The organism is Pseudomonas sp. MIS38 (assembly GCF_019891575.1).
Taxonomy (GTDB): Bacteria; Pseudomonadota; Gammaproteobacteria; order Pseudomonadales; family Pseudomonadaceae; genus Aquipseudomonas; species Aquipseudomonas putida_A.
The window spans coordinates 96,697-115,011 of record NZ_JAFLXF010000020.1 but is presented as its reverse complement, the minus strand read 5'-3'; the positions used below and the strand labels follow the sequence as shown (position 1 = coordinate 115,011).

18 protein-coding genes are annotated in these 18,315 nt (G+C 60.2%); 1 reads left to right on the top strand and 17 read right to left on the bottom strand.

What is annotated here, in order from left to right; translation table 11 throughout:
- Position 1: 1 nt before the first annotated feature.
- From J1G18_RS21260 to J1G18_RS21250, 3 genes are read right to left on the bottom strand one after another with little or no spacing between them, the layout of a single operon-like run.
- The gene (locus J1G18_RS21260) at positions 2-3,055 is read right to left on the bottom strand and encodes an efflux RND transporter permease subunit (RefSeq protein ID WP_027611180.1); all 3,054 of its coding nucleotides are present in this window, start codon (positions 3,053-3,055) and stop codon (positions 2-4) included.
- Positions 3,052-4,116: an efflux RND transporter periplasmic adaptor subunit gene (locus J1G18_RS21255; protein ID WP_223008401.1), complete on the bottom strand. Its 1,065-nt coding sequence runs from the start codon at positions 4,114-4,116 to the stop codon at positions 3,052-3,054. The genes J1G18_RS21260 and J1G18_RS21255 overlap by 4 nt, the downstream gene beginning before the upstream one ends.
- Positions 4,113-5,216 carry an efflux RND transporter periplasmic adaptor subunit gene (locus J1G18_RS21250; RefSeq protein ID WP_096797448.1) on the bottom strand — a complete coding sequence of 368 codons (1,104 nt, stop codon included), beginning with the start codon at positions 5,214-5,216 and terminating at the stop codon, positions 4,113-4,115. Before J1G18_RS21250 ends, J1G18_RS21255 begins: the two co-directional genes overlap by 4 nt.
- Positions 5,217-5,476: 260 nt before the next feature.
- On the opposite strand from J1G18_RS21250, the gene J1G18_RS21245 reads away from it, so the two are divergent.
- Positions 5,477-6,673, top strand: coding sequence for an AAA family ATPase (locus tag J1G18_RS21245; RefSeq protein WP_223008400.1), 1,197 nt, complete (start codon positions 5,477-5,479; stop codon positions 6,671-6,673).
- Positions 6,674-6,793: 120 nt separating this feature from the next.
- On the opposite strand, the gene J1G18_RS21240 is transcribed toward J1G18_RS21245, so the two are convergent.
- From J1G18_RS21240 to J1G18_RS21175, 14 genes are all read right to left on the bottom strand, one after another.
- Entirely contained in the window at positions 6,794-7,675 is an 882-nt protein-coding gene (locus J1G18_RS21240) for a transporter substrate-binding domain-containing protein (RefSeq protein WP_134785173.1), read from the bottom strand.
- Positions 7,672-8,454, bottom strand: coding sequence for an amino acid ABC transporter ATP-binding protein (locus tag J1G18_RS21235; RefSeq protein WP_098966639.1), 783 nt, complete (start codon positions 8,452-8,454; stop codon positions 7,672-7,674). Before J1G18_RS21235 ends, J1G18_RS21240 begins: the two co-directional genes overlap by 4 nt.
- Positions 8,451-9,110 carry an amino acid ABC transporter permease gene (locus J1G18_RS21230; protein ID WP_223008399.1) on the bottom strand — a complete coding sequence of 220 codons (660 nt, stop codon included), beginning with the start codon at positions 9,108-9,110 and terminating at the stop codon, positions 8,451-8,453. The genes J1G18_RS21235 and J1G18_RS21230 overlap by 4 nt, the downstream gene beginning before the upstream one ends.
- Complete coding sequence (locus J1G18_RS21225; protein ID WP_003220579.1) at positions 9,091-9,756, bottom strand: amino acid ABC transporter permease; 666 nt, start codon at positions 9,754-9,756, stop codon at positions 9,091-9,093. The genes J1G18_RS21230 and J1G18_RS21225 overlap by 20 nt, the downstream gene beginning before the upstream one ends.
- Before the next feature lie 653 nt (positions 9,757-10,409).
- On the bottom strand, positions 10,410-11,207 hold the full coding sequence (locus J1G18_RS21220; protein WP_027611172.1) for a MetQ/NlpA family ABC transporter substrate-binding protein: 798 nt from the start codon (positions 11,205-11,207) through the stop codon (positions 10,410-10,412).
- Between the two features lie 167 nt (positions 11,208-11,374).
- Positions 11,375-12,307, bottom strand: a complete 933-nt coding sequence (locus tag J1G18_RS21215; protein WP_003220574.1) for a sigma 54-interacting transcriptional regulator — start codon at positions 12,305-12,307, stop codon at positions 11,375-11,377.
- 56 nt (positions 12,308-12,363) lie between these two features.
- Positions 12,364-12,945, bottom strand: coding sequence for an alpha/beta hydrolase (locus J1G18_RS21210; protein ID WP_003220572.1), 582 nt, complete (start codon positions 12,943-12,945; stop codon positions 12,364-12,366).
- 355 nt (positions 12,946-13,300) lie between these two features.
- Complete coding sequence (locus tag J1G18_RS21205; RefSeq protein ID WP_003220570.1) at positions 13,301-13,702, bottom strand: ExbD/TolR family protein; 402 nt, start codon at positions 13,700-13,702, stop codon at positions 13,301-13,303.
- Between the two features lies 1 nt (position 13,703).
- A complete protein-coding gene (locus tag J1G18_RS21200; protein ID WP_096797442.1) occupies positions 13,704-14,429 on the bottom strand; it encodes a MotA/TolQ/ExbB proton channel family protein in 726 nt (241 codons plus the stop codon).
- 44 nt (positions 14,430-14,473) lie between these two features.
- The gene (locus J1G18_RS21195) at positions 14,474-15,289 is read right to left on the bottom strand and encodes an energy transducer TonB (protein ID WP_097086849.1); all 816 of its coding nucleotides are present in this window, start codon (positions 15,287-15,289) and stop codon (positions 14,474-14,476) included.
- A 274-nt stretch (positions 15,290-15,563) separates the two neighbouring features.
- Positions 15,564-15,899 (bottom strand): hypothetical protein, encoded by a 336-nt coding sequence (locus J1G18_RS21190; RefSeq protein WP_210556877.1) that lies wholly within the window; start codon positions 15,897-15,899, stop codon positions 15,564-15,566.
- A gap of 50 nt (positions 15,900-15,949) precedes the next feature.
- Positions 15,950-16,273: a hypothetical protein gene (locus tag J1G18_RS21185; RefSeq protein WP_007963450.1), complete on the bottom strand. Its 324-nt coding sequence runs from the start codon at positions 16,271-16,273 to the stop codon at positions 15,950-15,952.
- A 162-nt stretch (positions 16,274-16,435) separates the two neighbouring features.
- Positions 16,436-16,762 (bottom strand): hypothetical protein, encoded by a 327-nt coding sequence (locus J1G18_RS21180; protein ID WP_098966630.1) that lies wholly within the window; start codon positions 16,760-16,762, stop codon positions 16,436-16,438.
- Between the two features lie 189 nt (positions 16,763-16,951).
- On the bottom strand, positions 16,952-18,295 hold the full coding sequence (locus J1G18_RS21175) for an aryl-sulfate sulfotransferase (RefSeq protein ID WP_134785169.1): 1,344 nt from the start codon (positions 18,293-18,295) through the stop codon (positions 16,952-16,954).
- Between the last annotated feature and the right edge of the window lie 20 nt (positions 18,296-18,315).

Sequence of the window (18,315 nt, the reverse complement as noted above, 5' to 3'; positions counted from 1 at the left end):
TTTAGCGGGTCTCTTTCTGCGGCTCGCGAATCTTGTACCAGGCCACATACAGCGCCGGCAGAAACAGCAGGGTCAGCAACGTCGCCACCACGATCCCGCCAATCATCGCGTAGGCCATCGGCCCCCAGAACACTTCCCGGGCAATCGGGATCATGCCCATGCTCGCCGCCGCCGCGGTCAGCAGGATTGGTCGGCGGCGGTGCTCAGTCGCTTCCACCACCGCATCCCATGGCGCAGAGCCGTTGCGCTCGAATTCATCGATCTGCGTCACGAGGATCACCGAGTTGCGAATGATGATGCCGATCAGCGCCAGAATCCCGAGGATCGCCACGAAGCCCATCGGCGTCCCGGTCGGCACCAGCGCCAGCACCACGCCGATCAGCCCCAGCGGCGCGACACTCGCCACCAGGAACATCTTCTGCACGCTGTGCAGCTGGATCATCAGGAAGGTCGCCATCAAAAACAGCATCAACGGCAGCACCTTGGCGATCGGTCCCTGGGCTTTGCCGCTTTCCTCGACCGTACCGCCGGTGGCGACTTTGTAGCCGACCGGCAGTTTTTCAGCGAAGGCATCGATTGACGGCTTGAGCAGTTTCACCAGATCGGTCGGCTGGATCTCGTCACGCACCGAAGCCTTGATGGTGATGGTCGGCAAGCGGTCGCGACGCCACACCAGCGGCTGCTCCAGTTCATACCGCACAGTGGCGAACGCCAGCAGCGGAATCGACGTGCCGTTGGGTGTGACGATCTGCAGGTTCTGCAGGGTTTCCGGCGTGCCGCGTTCCGAGTTCACCGCCCGGCCGACCACGTTGATCAGGTAAATGTCGTCGTTGACCTGGGTCAACGGCGAGCCGCTGACGATGCTGTTCATCAACTTCGCCACATCTTCCGACGACAGCCCGAGCTGACGCGCCTTGTCCTGGGCGATGTCGATGCGCAGGACTTTGCCCGGCTCGTTCCAGTCGTAAATGATCTCGCCGATGTGTTCGTTCTTGTCCAGCTCGGTCGCCAGATCAATGGCGTGCTTGCGCACCTGATCGATGTCCTTGCCGCTGACCCGATACTGAATCGGACGTCCCACCGGCGGGCCCATTTCCAGCGCCTGCACGTAACTGCCGATGCCGACGAAGTCTTTGTGCAAACGCTCGCGCAGGCGTTGGCTCAGCGCCTCACGGGCCTCGAAATCCTTGCTGACGATCACCAGTTGCGCGTAGTACGGGTTCTGCAATTGCTGGTCGAGCGGCAGGTAGAAACGGATCGCACCCTGACCGATGTAGGTGCTCCAGCGCACGATGTCCGGATCGCCCTTGAGCGTGGCTTCGAGCTTGTCCACGGCCTTGCGGGTTTCGTCGATCGAGGCGTTTTGCGGCAGGTTCAGGTCGACGAGAATTTCCGGGCGATCCGACGACGGGAAGAACTGGTTCTGCACAAAGCGCATGCAGAACACCGCCAGTACAAACAGCAGCACGGTGATGCCGATCGCCCACCAACGATTGCGCATGCACCACAGCAAACCACCGTTGAACGCCCGACCGATGCGGCCCGGCTCGGCTTCATGGGGTTTCACGTTGGTGCTGAGGATGTGCACGCCGATCACCGGCGCAAAGAACACCGCCACCACCCACGACACCAGCATCGCCACCGCGATCACCGCAAACAGGGTGAAGGTGTACTCGCCGGCGGAGCTGGCGTTGAGGCCGATGGGCACGAAACCGGCGACGGTCACCAGCGTACCGGTGAGCATCGGGAATGCCGTCGAGGTGTAGGCGAACGTCGCCGCCTGCTCCTTGGTCTCACCCATTTCCAGGCGCGTGACCATCATCTCCACGGTGATCATCGCGTCGTCCACCAGCAGGCCGAGGGCGATGATCAGCGCCCCGAGGGAAATCCGCTGCATGGTGATGCCGCTGTATTCCATGAACACGAAGACCATCGCCAGCACCAGCGGAATCGAGCACGCCACCACCAGCCCGGCGCGCACGCCGAGGCTGATGAAGCTGACCACCAGCACGATCACCACCGCTTCGAACAGCGCACTGGTGAAACCGCCGACCGCCTCTTCCACCACCACGGCCTGATCGGACACCGTATGGACGCCGACGCCAACCGGCAAATCAGCGGTGATCTGGTCGATCCGCTGGTGCAGCGCCTTGCCGAATTCCTGGACGTTACCGCCCTTCTGCATGGCAATCGCCAGACCGATTGCCGGCTTGCCGTCGAAACGGAATTCCGGCGTGGCCGGGTCGACGTAACCGCGACTGATGTCGGCGACATCGGCCAGACGATAGAAGCGGTCATTGAGCTTGAGATTGACCTCGGCCAGATCCTTCTCCGAAGCGAACTGCCCCGAGGTGCGCACCGAAATGCGCTCCGGGCCGGCCTCGATCACCCCCGCCGGGGTCACGGCGTTCTGCGATTGCAGGCTCTGCACCACCTGACGCTGGTCGATGCCCAACGCGGCGAGTTTGCGGGTGGAGAAGTTCAGGTAAATCACTTCGTCCTGCTGGCCGATCATTTCGATCTTGCCCAGCCCCGGGACGTTGCGAATCTCGGCGCGGGCCTGCTCCACATAGTCGCGCAACTGGCGCATGGTCAGGCCGTCGGCGGTAAACGCGTAGACCGAGCCGTACACATCGCCAAACTCGTCGTTGAACCCGGGGCCTTGAATGCCCTGGGGAAACTGGCCGCGAATGTCATCGATCTTCTTGCGCACCTGGTACCAGATCTCCGGGATGTCCTTGGCGCTGGTGGTGTCGCGCAGGTACACGTAGACCGTAGATTCACCGGGGCGTGTGTAGCTTTTCACGTAGTCGAGGGAGTCGAGCTCCTCGAGCTTTTTCTCGATGCGATCGGTAACCTGCTTGAGGGTTTCCTCCTGGGTCGCGCCCGGCCATTTGGTCTGGATGACCATGGTCTTAATGGTAAACGAGGGGTCTTCTTCACGGCCCAGATTGAAGTACGAAAACACCCCCATCAGCAGCGCGACAAACATCAGATACCAGACGAACGACTGATGCTTGAGGGCCCATTCGGAGAGATTGAAAGAGCCTTTCATTGACTGTCCTCGTCGAGTTTCACGGCTTGTCCGGGTTTGAGACTGTTAACGCCTGCGGTGACCACCTGCTCGCCGGACTTGACCCCGCCGGCCAGCACCACCGTGCCGTCGGTACGGCTGATCACGCTGACGTCACGGGGCGCGACGGTTTTGCTTTGGGTGTCGATCACCCAGATGCGGGTCTTGCCGTCGGTTTCCTGCAGGGCGGTGGCAGGCAATTCGATGCGCGGCTTGATCGCCGAACTGAGGGTCACGCTGATCGCCGTGCCGAGGCGGAAACCGTCTGGCGTGTTGGCCAGGGTCAGCCGCGCGCGGCGGGTGCGCGTGGCGCTTTGGGCCTGCGGTTCGATTTCGCGAATGGTTGCGGTGGTGTTGATGCTCGGGTCGAGTTGCCCGGCCACCAGAAACACCACGTCGGAAGGAATTTCATCGACCAGCGTGTCCGGCAGATCGATCACCGCCTCCTTGATGTCCGGTTGCGCCAGAGTCACCACTTGTTGACCTGCTGTCACCACTTGACCGGCCTCGGCATTCCACGCGGTGACCACGGCTTTGTGATCGGCGCGCAATTCGGTGTAACCGAGTTGATCCTGGCTCTGGTTGACCGCCGCGCGCGCCTGATCGAGCGAGGCCTGGGTGGTTTTCAGGTCGGTGGTGGCGATGTCCAGTTGCGCCTGCGCGCCAACCCCGCGATCGAACAGCGCCTGCTGCCGACGGGCATTGGCCTGGGCGTTGATCAGTTGCGCCTGAACCTTGGCCAGGTCACCTTGGGCCGAACGCAACTGGTTCTGCTGATCGGACGGGTCGAGGGTCGCCAGCAGCGTACCCTTTTGCACCTCGGCGCCGACATCGACGTTGCGACTGGCAATGCGCCCGCCGACGCGGAACCCGGTGTTGCTCTCGTAACGCGCCTGAATGCTGCCGGCGAAACGCCCGAGGGTTTCCTCGTTCAGCGCCTGTACCTTGATCGACAATACCGGCCGCACCGGCTCCGGCGGTGGCTCGCTTTTCGAGCAGGCGGCCAGCAGCACACCAATGGACAACAGCCCCAGACGCTTCATGGCTGCGCTCCCGGTTGCAGACCTTCGTAGGTGTTTTCGGCGATTTCGACTTTCATGCCCGGGTGCAGCAGTTGCCCACCCGCGACAATCACTTTCTCACCGCCCTTGAGGCCGTCGCTGATGATGACCTTGCCGATCAGGTAGCGGCTGACGGTGACGTTGTGCAGCTGCGCTTCGCCCTTGTCGTCAACCATCCACACCGCCGGATCGCTGATGTTTTTGGTCAGCGCCGACCACGGCAATTCCACCGCCGACTTGCCGCTGCCCTTGGCCGTGGCGCTGACCACCGAGCCGAGCTGCATACCCTGCGGCAGGCTGTCGAGGGTGACTTTGACTTGCACCGTGCCGGACTGCGCCGACACCGCCGGGGTGATTTCACGCACCGTGCCGGTGGTCTTGATGTTGGGGTTGTCGAGCAGGCTGACGACAATCGAACGCTCCGCCGGGCGCTCAGCCAGCAACGACTCATAAACGTTGAACACCGCGTCACGATCGCCATCGCGGGCCAGTTTGAAAATCGGCGCGGTGGCCTGGACCACCTGGCCGACTTCAGCCTGGCGCTCGGTAATGATGCCGGGGGCGTCAGCGACCAGCGAGGTGTAACTGAGTTGATCCTTGGCATTGGCCAGTTGCGCCTGCGCCGCGCTCAGGGCGCTCTGGCTGCTGCGCAAGGCGGCTTGTGCGGAATCGAATTCGCTCTGGCTGGTGTAGCCCTTGGGCAGCAGCTTCTGCTGACGCACGAACGCCGCCGCACTCTGCTTGACCCGCGCCTGTTCGGCGATGACCTGGGCTTGCGCGGAATCGACGTTGGTCTGCAAATCCTTGGGATCGAGCTTGGCCAGTACCTGTTTGGCGCTGACCCGGTCGCCGACATCGACCATGCGCTGAATGATCTTGCCACCGACCCGGAACGACAGTTCGGTCTGCACCCGCGCCTGCACGTCACCGGTGAGGGTCACGGCAGCGGCATAGTCCGCCGGTTTGACCTCTTGCACGAAGACCCGTGGCAAGTACTCCGCCGGGGCTTCTTTCTTGCCGCAAGCGGTCAGCAACGTGAGCAGGCTCAGCACGACAACTGTTTTCAATCCGGGACTCGCCATGCAGACTCCTTCCTGTGTACGAACGTGCAAGTGACGATACGACTGTGAGCTTAGAACAGGGTTCAACCTTCGCTCGCGGGAATAACGCATTTTCAGAAGGATTTTTGTGGCGAGGGAGCTTGCTCCCGTTCGACTGCGCAGCAGGCGCAAAACCTCTCGAATCGGAGGTTGGGGCAGCTTCGCAGCCCAGCGGGAGCAAGCTCCCTCGCCACAGGGGTGCAGGCACGGCACACTATCGGTTCCGGCAGAAGGAAACGCCCATGCTCAAGACCCTCGCGGTGGCCAATTACCGCTCGATCAACAAACTGGTGATTCCGCTGGGCCGGCTGAACCTGATCACCGGCCCCAACGGCAGCGGCAAGTCCAATCTCTATCGGGCCTTGCGCCTGCTGGCGGAGACCGCTCAGGGCGGCGTGGTCAATGCACTGGCCCGCGAGGGCGGGCTGGATTCGACCTTCTGGGCCGGGCCGGAAACCATCAGTCGGCGCATGCGCAACGGCGAAGTGGCGGTCGAGCCGACGGTGCGTCAGGGCGTCAAACGTCTGCGCCTGGGGTTTGCCGGCGAGGATTTCAGCTATTCGATCAGCCTCGGATTGCCCGACTCCAACGGACATTTCATGCTGCCGGGGGACACTCATCCCAGCCCCTCGCGCTTCAGTCTCGATCCGCAGATCAAGCGCGAATGCATCTGGGCCGGGCCGCTCTATCGCCCGGCCAGCCTGCTGGTGGATCGCAACGGCCCGATGATTCGCGCCCGCGAAGGGCGCAGCTGGGACGTGCTGGCGCAGCACACCCCGAATTTCGACAGCCTGTTCGATCAAATCGGCAGCCTGCGCAGTTCGCCGGAAGTGTTCCAGATGCGCGAGTTCATTCGCCGCTGGCGCTTCTACGATCACTTTCGCAGCGACGCCGACGCCCCGGTGCGCCAACCGCAACTGGGTACGCGCACGCCGGTGCTGCACCACGACGGTCGCGACCTCGCCGCAGCCCTGCAGACCATCAATGAAATCGGCGACCCCGAGGCGTTGCAGGCGGCGATCAGCGATGCGTTTCCCGGCGCAAGACTGAACATCGCACCGCTGGCCGGCGGACGCTTTGCCATCGAGTTCTTTCAGGAGGGGTTGCTGCGGCCATTGTCGGCGGCAGAGTTGTCGGACGGCACGCTGCGTTATCTGTTGCTGATCGCCGCGCTACTGACGCCACGCCCGCCGTCATTGATGGTGCTCAACGAACCGGAAACCAGTCTGCATCCGGATCTGTTGCCGGCGCTGGCGCGCTTGATCATTCGCGCGTCGGAACGGTGTCAGGTGTGGGTGGTGTCGCATGCGCGACGGTTGATTTCGGCGTTGCAGGAAGATCCCGAATGCAACTGCATCGTGCTGGAGAAGACGCTGGGGCAGACCGGAATTGTTAGCCAGCGGGTGCTGGATGAGCCGGCGTGGAACTGGCCGGATTGAGCGGCGCCTGAACCACCGCTTTCGCGAGCAAGCCCGCTCCCACAGGGGCATGCATTCCAACTGTGGGAGCGGGCTTGCTCGCGAAGAGGGCCTTCAGGTCAGCGCAGATTTAACGGCCAATCACCCCTGCCACTTGCCACCCTCGACAATCACACTCTCAGGCTGGGTGTCATCGCTCAGTTCTTTACGCACATATTGGTCATACAGCTTGAGCAGGTATTTCTCTTCACCCAACTTGGCCAGTTCGGTATTCACCCAGTCACGCAGCTCGACATTGCCCTTCTTCACCGCCGGGGCAATCGGTGCTTCGGCGCCGAGTTTTTCCTCCAGCACACGGTAGCCCGGGTTCTGCTTGGCCCAGCTGAACAGCACCAGATTGTCCTGCGCGTAGGCATCACCACGACCGTTGGCCAGTGCTTGCAGCGACTCGGAGTTTTTCTCGAACTTCAGCAGTTTCCAGTCCGGATGATTCTTGGTCAGCCAGATGTCGGCGGTCGTGCCGGTGGTAACGATGGTGGTGCGAGTTGCCAGGTCATCCAGATTTTTTACCGCGCTGCTTTGCGGCACCAGCGCCTGCACCGCGACCTTGAGGTTCGGGTTGGTGAATTCCACCGCTTCCTTGCGCTCCGGGGTCACGGTCATGTTGGCGAGGATCAGGTCGACCTTGTCGCTCTGCAGGAACGGAATGCGGCTCGCCGGCTCCACGGCGACGAATTCAACCTTGTTTTCATCACCCAGCAGATCCTTGGCGAAGCGCCGGCCGATGTCGGTGTCGAAGCCGACGTAGCGCCCGGCCTCATCGACGAAACCGAACGGTGGCTTGTCGGTGAACACGCCGACGATCAGTTTGTCGCGGGCCTTGATCTTGTCCAGGTAACCGGCTGGCGCGGTGCTTTCGCTGGCGACTTTCGGCTTGGCCGGTTCTTCGGATTTGTTGCAGCCGGCGAGCAGCGCGAGCCCCAGCAGCGGCAGTAAAAACAGGGATGACTTGGCAGTTTTCATAGCGGTTCCAGTTCCTTTGTCGGATTCGTTTCAGGCAGTGTTGCAACGAAGGAGAACTTCTCCAGAAACTGCTGCGCGCGTGCGGTTTGCGGGTTCGTAAAGAAAATCTCGGGCGGGTTCTGTTCAAGGATGCGTCCGGCATCCATGAACACGATGCGGTCGGCCACCGCGCGGGCGAAGGCCATTTCGTGGGTGACGATCAGCAGGGTCATGCCCTCGCGGGCCAGGCCCTGAATCACTTGCAGCACTTCCTTGACCATCTCCGGGTCGAGGGCGGCGGTGACTTCATCGAAGAGCATGACCCGCGGGTTCATGCACAACGAACGGACGATGGCGATGCGTTGCTGCTGGCCGCCGGAGAGCTGGCGCGGGAACGCATCGCGCTTGTCCGCCAGGCCCACGCGCTCAAGCAAGGCTTCGGCTTGCTGCTGCGCTTCACGGCGCTGGCGCTTTTGCACCTTGAGCGGGCCGAGCAGCAAATTGTCGAGCACGCTCATGTGCGGAAACAGGTGATAACTCTGGAACACCATACCGATCTGCTGACGCACTTCGCGCCAGTCGGTGACCTTGTCCAGCAGCTCGCGTCCGGCAAATTTCAGGCTGCCGCTGTGTGCGCTTTCCAGGCCGTTGAGGCAGCGCAGCAACGTGCTTTTGCCGCAACCGCTGGGGCCGAGGATGACGATCACTTCGCCGCTGCGCACTTGCAGGTCGATGCCTTTGAGCACCTGCTGTTCGCCGTAGAATTTGTTGAAACCCTGAAACTCGATCAATGCGCTCATGCTTGCGTCCAGCGCCGCTCCAGCACGCGCGAGGCGGCCGACAGCGGGTAGCAGATGAAAAAGAAAAACAGAAACAGCGCGCCGTAGATCAGCACCGATTCGTAGGTGCGCTCGATGATCTGCTGGCCGACCTTGATCACATCGACCACGCCAATCAGCACCGCCAGCGAGCTGGTCTTGATGATTCGCGTGTAGACGTTGATGGTCGGCGGCGTCATGCGTTTCAGCGCCTGCGGCAGCAGCACGTAGCCGTACAGTTGCGCCGCGTTCAGGCCGATCGACAGCCCCGCCTCACGCTGCCCGCGCGGCAATGAATGCAGCGAACCGCGCGCCACTTCGCCGACCTCACTGGCGCCCCACAGCGACAGCACCAGCACCGCGCACCAGAAGCTCGGCAGGCTCAAACCGAAGAAAATCGGCAGGCCGAAAAACAGCAGGTACAGCCAGACCAGCACCGGGATCGCCCGGAACAGTTCCAGATAGACCCGCAGGATCGCGTTCAGCCACCTCACGTTGAGCGTGCGCAATACGCCGTAGAGCACGCCGCCAATGGTGCTGATCGCAATGCTCAGGAACGAGATCGACAAGGTTTGCCCGGCGCCTTTTGCCAGTTGCGGCAACGACACCCAAAGCAGTTCAAGACCCGAACTGGCCATGCTGGAGCCTCCTTTCCAAACGACTGAGCAACAGCGACAGCGGCAAGAACAACAGCACGCAGATCAGCGTCAGCACGGCGAGCATTTCGTAGGTTTTGTAATAGAGCGCGATGTAGCTCTTGGTGGTGTAGAGGATTTCCGGCACGGCCACCGCCGAGACCACGGTGGTTTCCTTGAGCAGGAAAATGAAATTGGCGAACAGCGACGGCAGGCTGAGAATCCCCGCTTGCGGCAGGATCACGTAGCGCAGCAACTGGCCGTGGGACAGGCCGATGGAACGCCCCGATTCCAGTTGCGCCTGCGGTACCGCATCGACGCCGGCGCGCAGCACTTCGGTGAGGTAGGCACCGCCAAGGAAAGTCATGGTGATGATTGCCGCGGTGAATCCGGAAACCTTGATCCCCAGCGCCGGCAGGGCGAAGTAGACGAAGAACAGTTGAATCAGCAGCGGCGTGTTGCGCGCCAGTTCCACATACAGGCCGACGGCGCGTTGCAGGTAAGGCGTGCGGAACACCAGGATCGTTGCATTGAGCAGCGCCACCAGCAGCGACGTGCCGATGGCGATGAACCCGACTTGCAGCGTCACGCCCACAGCCTTGAGAAAGGCCGGCAGGGTACTGAGGATAAAGGCGTAATCGAAAGTCATGAAGCATCCTGGACGTCGCTCGGTAAGCGACGGTCATGCAGTCCATGGACAGCGGGTAACTGTCCGGCAGGCGCTGACTTTATAGGTATAAAAACAAGAATTTAAATACCGTTAAAGCATATTGATATCACGCAAAAAACTATCCTGTGGGTTTGCCGGGAAGGAATAAGAAGGCTATTTTCCCTTGCGCTGTAGGAAGGATCTTTTTTGCATGAAAGCCCTCCAAGGACGAACAGCTTTTGGCCAGACTTCCCCGGCCAAACCATTACAAGGAAGACAACATGGACGTAAAAGTGCCGCAGCGACTGGATCCGCAGGACATCGTGAAATTGCTCGTGGCGTTGCGCCGGGCGTTGAAGGCTCAGGTAACCTGAGGTCAGGATCAACAGCACCCTCACCCCAGCCCTCTCCCCGAGGGAGAGGGGGCCGACCGCAGTGTCTGGCGATTAACATCGACCTGAAAGATAGAGTCGATTATGGATTCGGCAGAAAACTTTCACGTCGGTGTACTTCTACAGCATCCCCCAATCAGTCCCCTCTCCCTTTGGGAGAGGGCTAGGGTGAGGGGCTTTTCAACGCACGCACAAAAACGCCGATGACCATCACTGGCCATCGGCGTTTTCATACCTTGAAGGGGTGGTTCACGCGTCGGATCAGAACGCCGGCAATACCGCGCCGTTGTACTTCTTCTCGATGAACGCTTTGACTTCCGGGCTGGTCAGGGCAGCGGCGAGTTTCTTGATGGCGTCGCTGTTCTTGTTGTCCTCACGGGCCACCAGGAAGTTCACGTAAGGCGAGTCAGCGCCTTCGATCACCAGCGCATCCTTGGTCGGGTTCAGCTTGGCTTCCAGCGCGTAGTTGGTGTTGATCATGTCCAGATCAACTTCCTTCAGCACGCGTGGCAGCAGGGCCGACTCCAGTTCCTTGAACTTGAAGTTGTGCGGGTTCTTGGCGATGTCCTTAGGGGTCGCCAGAGCGTTTTTCGGATCTTTCAGCTCGATCAGACCCGCCTTCTGCAGCAGGATCAGCGCACGGCCGCTGTTGCTGCCTTCGTTGGGGATGGCGATGGTCGCGCCGTCTGGCAGATCAGCCAGTTTCTTGTACTTGCTCGAGTAGCCACCGAACGGTTCAACGTGGACGCCTTGCACGGTCACCAGGTACTTGGACTTGTCGTCCTTGTATTTGCCGGCGTTGAAGCTGTCCAGGTAAGGCTTGGTCTGGAAGTAGTTGGCATCCAGACGCTTCTCGCCAACCTGCACGTTCGGCTGCACGTAGTCGGTGAAGACTTTGATTTCCAGATCCACGCCTTCTTTGGCCAGGGTCGGTTTGATCAGCTCGAGAATTTCCGCGTGCGGCACCGGAGTCGCCGCCACCACCAGTTTCTCGCCAGCCTGGGCCAGGGAAGCAGTCAGAGCAGCCGCCAATGCGGTAAACAACAGAACCTTTTTCATGCAGTGTCCTTATCGAGAATCACGGTCGCGAATGGCGACGGCTATTAATACGAGTGCCAGTGAAGTGCTATCTCTGGCGTGAAGCGGACAATACCGGGATTTTTTATTCCCGCACAATAACGTTTATTCACTTTGATATTCCATTTCGTTCATACAGAAGCAAACGGCTACAACTGCTGGCTCAAACCAATCAGCAGATCTTTCAAAGCCTTACGTTCGTCAACGCTACCGCCAATATTGATTTGTGCTACCAGTCGTTCGATCTGAAGCTGCGGCCCAGACACCTCGGGCAGGTTCAGGTGCTCCGGGAGGATTTCGTCGCCAGTGCTGACCAACAGCGCAAAGTGAATGACGTTTTCCAGCTCGCGGGTGTTGCCCGGCCAGCTGTGTCGCTCCAGCAGGTGCTGCGCCGCTTCGCTGATCAATGGCACCGGCAGATCCAGGCGCTGGCTGTAGATGCCAAGGAAATACTCCGCCAGCGACAGGATGTCGCCAATCCGCTCGCGCAGGGCCGGCAATTCCAGCTGCCCTTCGCTGAGGTAGTGGTAGAGCCGTTCGTGAAATTTCCCCGCGTCCACTGCTTGCGCCAGATCGATGCTGGTTGCCGCCACCAGCCGCACATCCACCGGGCTTGGCTGATGTGCGCCGACGCGGGTGACTTCATGATTTTCCAGGGCGGCGAGCAGTTTGATCTGGATCGGCAACGGCAGATCGCCGATTTCATCCAGATACAAGGTGCCGCCGTTGGCCGAACCGAACCAGCCGGCCCGACTGCTCGCCGAACCTGTATAGCTGCCGGCGGCATAGCCGAACAGCTCGGCATCGGCGTAGGTCGGACTGATCGCGCCGCAATTGACCGAGACGAACAGACCACTGCGATCACTGGCACGGTGGATGTGGCGCGCGAGCAATTCTTTGCCGGTGCCGGTCTCGCCGCGGATCAATACCGAGATGGCACGCGGCGCCAGGTGCTCAAGTTCTTCGCGCAACTGGCGGGACCGGGGATCGACGAACACCAGCGCCTTGGCGCGAATGCTCAGGGGACTTTTTTCCGCATCGGGAAAGGTCAGCAACGGCTGACCGAACGTTTCGAAACTCATGGCAGACTCCCGCCCAGAACCGCCGGCAGACGGGGGCGTTCAGAAAAGAAAAAGGTTCAAGCGCGACGCCGGGCGTGGTGTTCCATACGGTTCTGCAGGCGATACAGATAAGCGAAACCCTGCTCCCAACGCTGATGCCCGGACTTGACGTTGATGTGCCCGGCTCCGGCAAGAATCCCCGCTTCGGCGCCCCAGTTGCGCGCCAGCTCCAGGGCACGCGGGGCGCTGACGGCGGCGTCGTTGTCGGAACTGACCACCTGGCTGGGGAACGGCAACAGATCGGTCGGGATCGGCGCGAAATTGCGCAACGCAGGCGCGCAGGCCGGACGCTCGACATCGGCAGGTGCGACCAGCAACGCACCGCGCACCTGACGCAGATATTGCACGGGCGCGGTGGCAGCCCAATGCGCAACGGTGATGCAACCCAGGCTGTGAGCAATCAGGATCACCGGCGTGCTGTCGGCGGCAATCGCTTCGGCCAGCGCCGCAACCCAGTCTTCACGACGCGGTGTCAGCCAGTCGGCCTGCTCCACGCGTGCGCTGTTGGGCAGGCTGTTCTGCCAGTGGGTTTGCCAATGATCTTCTGGCGATCCTTGCCAGCCCGGCACAATCAGGTAGCGGATTGATTCGTTGCGCATGGGGAGCTCTCCTGCGTCGTGTCTGTTCCTGATCGAGTATAGGGACGGGATTTATATTCGTTAAGGAATAAGAAGCTATTTATTAAGACCTAAATTGAATATATGATTTGTGTACGACTTTAAATCCTTTACCCCTCACCCCAGCCCTCTCCCGAGGGAGAGGGAGCTAATTTTTGAGCTTTTCAAATCCTGAGTTCGACTAGATATCCCACGTCAGCGTACGTCTACCAAACACCTAGATCAGTCCCCTCTCCCTCTGGGAGAGGGCTAGGGTGAGGGCTTTGTTTTCTATTCCAGAAATAAAAAAAGGGCCGCACCCTGCCAAGGAGACGGCCCCGGAAAAACGTAAATCCTGTTACCGCGCGGTGATCACCGACAATTTGGTAATCCCTGCCCGCTCGATCGAAGCCATGGCCCGCGCCACTTCGCCGTAGTTCACCCCGTCGTCGGCCTGCAATTGCACGCGCACTTCCGGGTCCTTGGCCTTGGCCGACTTGAGGTTGAATTCCAGCAAGTCCGGCTGGATTTCATCCTTGTTGATAAACAGTTTGCCGGCGCCGTCGATGCTCACCACCAGCGGATCTTTCTGCTCGACCGGTGCTACCGCTTCGGTCTTCGGCAGGTTGATCGGGATTGCGTTGGTCAGCAGCGGCGCGGTGACGATAAACACCACCAGCAGCACCAGCATCACGTCCACCAGCGGCGTCACGTTGATCTCGCTCAGCACCTCGTCGCTGTCTTGCGTGGAGAAGGCCATATCAGGACGCCTCCTTCACTTTTGTTGCGTTGCCCGGTGCCGCTACCTTGTTTGCAGTCGGGTGGATCAGCACGCGAAACGAACTCTTCTGCGCCAGGCTGTAGAAGTCATGGGCGAAGTCATCCAGGTCCGCCGCCGTCAGTTTCAGACGCCGCAAAAAGTAGTTGTAAACCAGCACCGCCGGTACCGCGACGGCGATCCCCACACCGGTGGCGACCAGTGCCGCACCGATTGGACCGGCGACCGTTTCCAGGCTCGCCGAGCCTGCCGCGCTGATGCCTTTCAACGCCTCCATGATTCCCCACACCGTGCCGAACAGGCCAATAAACGGCGAGGTGCTGCCAATACTTGCGACCACTGCCAGACCGGTTTCCAGCGAACGGCGTTCACGGACGATCTGCTGACGCAGGGCACGCTCCAATCGATCCTGATGGTTGATCGCCTGGCTCAGGTCATTGGCCTGCGGCGCCTCACCCACCTGAATCGCCGCGTAACCGGCCTGAGCGACTCGTGCCGCAGCACCAGGCTGGGTTTCGCTCAACTCAGCGGCGGAATCCAGACTCGACGCCGCCCAGAAACGTTTATGAAACTTGCGATCCTGCGCCTTCAGACGACCGAACTGCACAGCCTTGAGCAGCGCCAGTCCCCAGGTGGCAACGGAAAAAACCACCAGCAGCCAGATCACCGCGCTTTCGATGGATTCCAGTGGAGAGGCCAGTAACGTCATGATGTATTCCCTCGTGTAAACATTTAGCGCGAATAGGTTTCGGTTTAATGAATCTTGAAATCGATGGGCACGCTGACCCAGCCGTCCTGGGCGACATCACCCTGCTTGGCCGGCACGAAGCTCCACTGTTTGACGGCATTGAGTGCCGCATCGTCGAGCTGTTGCCGACCACTGCTTTTCTGAATCTGAATTTCACCCGGCTTGCCATTGGCCAACACGTGCACCCTTAACAACACCGTGCCTTCCCAGCCGCGACGCTGGGCCAGCGACGGATATTCCGGCGCCGGGTTCTTCAAATACGCGGCGTTGGCCGAGGCCGGTGTCACTGGCGCGGGAGCCGGTGGGGCGGGCGGTGCCGGGGCGGCAACCGGAGCGGCCGGTTGCGGCGGCGCGGGCGGTTGTTCAACAGCTTTGGGCGCCGGTTTCGGCACCGGTTTGGCCACCGGTTTCGGCTTGGGTTTGGGAATCGGTTTGGGTGGCGGAGGCTTCACCGCCAACTCGTCTTCAACCGGCGGCGGTGGCTCAACCACCGGTGCCGGTGGCGGCGGTTCGACCACTGGTGGCGCGGGTGGCGCCGGCCGCGAAAACTCGATGGTCATCGGCGGAATTTCCGGCGGCACGATCGGCAACGCCGGCGTCGGATGCTGGTTGATCCAGTAGATCACCGCACCGTGCACCAGCAGCGCCAGCACGCCGAGCAGAATGGTTTCACGGCGGCTCAGAATGCCCTTGGGTGCACGCTGCAAACGCAACTGCCCCAGCGGCACACGATGCGGCCGGCCGAGATCGACCAATTCGCCACTCGGCGTCTGACGCCACAGCAATTCCTGTGCGCTGGCGGCGGTCTGGACATTGCCCATTGATTCACTCCCTGCGGTCTCTTTGCGAAGTACCCGACCGGTCGCCGCAAACATCCCCCGGGCGGCCGGTCGTTGGGTGAATCATTGGAGCAATCGCTTATCTCCGAAAGTAACTTTTATCGATGTGTTTAGATTTTTTACGAATATCAGTTTTCGCAGATTGTCGCGAAGCCACGGCCTGCAAGGCCTGGCGCCGAGGGCTGAATTTACAATGCTTTTCAAGCATGAAAAATATTCGGCGAAGGCATGCGAAACCCGCTCATTTCGCGCTTCTTCAGCGGTTTTGCCGGATGAATTCCAGGCCATTCAACCCGGTGTTGCCCATCATGTCCGCCGCGCTGCCCATTGCCCGCAAGCGCGTGTAGGCCTGATCGGGCGAGAACATCACCCAGGCTTGCGCCGTGCCATCGACCGTCAGCGTATTGAAAGAGATAGCGACCGGGCCTGTTGAAAAGCCATGCCTGAAATGAAAATTGCCAAATGCGATCGGGTAATCGGTGCCGGACACGGACAACGTGCCGGTGAAACTGCCGGTGCGGTCATCGCCCTCGGTCAGGGTCAAGGTTGTATCTGAAGGTTCATGACGATAAACGCCATTGATCGTGGACATGTGCAGCATCCTTGCTTGTGTTTGAGAAGAAATCTGGCGCTGGCTGCGCCTCATGCGTGGCGAACGAAGTCGCCCGGCAGGCTGCTGACCACGCCGTCATAGGTAACGCGCACGCAGTGCCCCTGCAGTTCATGAGTGCCGCGACTTGGCGAGAACAGGGTCAGGGCGAAATAACCGTGATCCTGGTTATTGGCAATCAGCGTGACCACGGTTGGCGGCTGGTAGCCGTTGAGGCTGGCATAACGGCCACTGACAATGCCGTAGTTGATGCCTTGGTGATGCAACGTGCCGCCGAAGACCCCGGTGCGGTCATCGGAATCGACAATGGTCAGAGAGGGCCCATCGAGGGTGTTGGAATAAAGCGCGTTTTGCATGTAAGCGTCCTGCTCGAATGATTGAGTTCACCGCGAGCTTAGAATCAGACGCCAGCAAACGCTGTCATCCACAGGAAGCACAACCAACATGAAAATGACTTATTTCATGTAAGAAAAAAGCCGCCAGGCTAAATAGCATGACGGCTTTTTTGTGACACAAAATTACTGCTTAACAAACTCTCCAGCCAGATTAACAACATCACCATCAAAGTTGGTGCGCGAACCCGCAGCACGAACTTTCGAATAGTTGTGATCCGGCGAGAACAGCGCCCAGGATTGATAACCTGTGCCGTCATTCAGAGCCGCGAAGGTGATGATCGTAGGCTGCCCGGTGCTGTTCTGGAAATGGTAATGCCCGTAGGTGATGTCGTAGTTCACGCCGTTCTGGTTCAACTTGCCGCTGAAGGTGCCGTTGGAGTCGTTGCCATCGGTAATCGTCAGTTTGGCGCCAGCGTTAGCGTTTACATAAGTTCCATTAATGCTCGACATAACGTGATTTCCTTTATCGTTGGATAAGTGTCTTCCGATGAGAGCAAGTTCCCTCCTGGAAACTCACGACACTCAGGATGGTTGGCCATTCACTTATTGTCCACGCGACTTTTCAACGAAATTGCAATAAGCAGTATTCAAACCGCACATAACTTATCGCCATTCATTCGAGCATTAATTCCTTTTCAACTAACGACTGGCACTGGTCTGCTGCACTGCCGATGTCGGGGCAATCACGGCGGTCTCGGAGCGCGGCGTACCCTTCGGCACCCAGTCGTAACTCACGGGCAACGCCCGATAGACCCAGTTGCTGATCGCGTCGCTGCCCGGTGCTTTACCCAGATAAGGACTGACGTATTCCCAGACGTTTTCGCCGCCGGCCGTGACCTGGAAAAAGCGCCCGTTCATGCCTTCGTCGATCAGCGTATTGCCGTTGGGCAAACGTCGCGCGCTGCTGATGAACGAGCTATAGAACGCCCACCCCGGCTGCTTCGAATTCGCCGCGCTGTACTGCCAGACGATTTCATTTTTCTGCGGGTCGATTTCCAGCACTCGCGAGCCGGAAATCAGCCCGAGGGTGACGTTCGGATACCCCGCCGAACCCTGGTTGTCGAACACCAGCAGGTTGCCCGCACCGGGCAGCCCGACAGGGATGATGTGCGCGTCGTGCTGGCCGACAAATTGATCCACCGGACGCGGCAGTTTCTGTGCGGTTTTCGGGTTGATCAGCGGCAGGTTCGGGCCGAGGCGCCAGACCACTTTGCCGCTGTGTTTGTCGATGATCGCGATGAAGTTGGCGTTGCGTGAATCGAGCAACAGGTTGTCTGGATTGAAGCGCTTGTCCCCGGCATCGAACCACTTGTTCGGCCCGACCACGCTCAGGTTGTTGATGTGCAGGTAATCCGGGTTGTCGCTGGCGCGTACCAGTTTCAGTTGCTCCGGGGTGAAGCCGAACTCGTTGAGGTGTTCCGAGGCCAGCCACTGCCATTTCACCTGCCCGTCGGGGCTGACTTCATAGATTGCATCGTCGATCACCTCAGGGACTTTGAAGCCTTTGACCTTATGCACCTTGTTCGCCAGCACCACGGTGTTGCCGTTGCTCAGGCGCCGCTGATCATGGTGTTGCTGCGCTGCGCCGCCGGGCGCCTTGTCGCCCCACTGCCAGACCACTTTGCCGTTCCAGTCCAGCTCGCCGACGCTCTGATTGCCCAGGCCGTTACCGGCGGAGCCGAGCTTGCCCGGATCCTTGTCGCTCAGTTGCAACAGCACATGCCCGCGCTCGCCACCGACCAGTTGTGGGTCGATGATCGCCGACGGAAACCCCGCCTGCGGCCAGGTTTTCACCTCGTTGCCGTTCATGTCGATCAGGTGCGTCTGCTTGTCGGCACCACTGAAAATCACGTATTGGTTGAACGCCTTGTTCGGGTCGTAGCGGGTGACGCCGGTCGGGTACACGCTGGGTGCGGCGAACACCGAGGTACTCAACGCTGCGCCGGATAACAACAGCGCTAAAGCGGTTTTGCCTGGCAACATGATGCAGCTCCTTGAATGAC